Annotated in this window: 1 protein-coding gene; it reads right to left on the bottom strand. The window is 43.1% G+C overall.

From position 1 onward, the window contains the following. Window positions 1-63: 63 nt before the first annotated feature. Window positions 64-376: IMP dehydrogenase (locus CHH91_RS18000; RefSeq protein ID WP_176465851.1), on the bottom strand; the 313-nt coding region annotated here is incomplete at its 5' end.

Here is a 376-nt window from a genome sequence, read left to right on the forward strand (position 1 = left end):
TGGTGACACCAAAAAAAATAGATAGGGAAGTCCCTATCTATCGGTAAAAAAATGTGGAATTTTTTACAATGTATAGTTTGGTGCTTCTTTGGTGATTTGCACATCATGAGGATGGCTTTCCCGTAAACCAGCAGCGGTAATACGGATGAACTGACTATTTTCCCGCAACTCATCAATTGTCGGTGTGCCGCAATAGCCCATGCCAGCCCTGATACCACCAACTAATTGGTGCACAGTGTCAGCTAGAGGGCCTTTGTAGGACGTTCTTCCCTCAATTCCTTCAGGTACAAGCTTTTGGTTATTTTCTTGGAAATAACGGTCTTTGCTTCCCTTTTCCATTGCTCCAAGTGAACCCATGCCACGGTAAACTTTATAT

This window comes from Virgibacillus sp. 7505 (assembly GCF_002272135.1).
Taxonomy (GTDB): domain Bacteria; phylum Bacillota; class Bacilli; order Bacillales; family Amphibacillaceae; genus Terribacillus.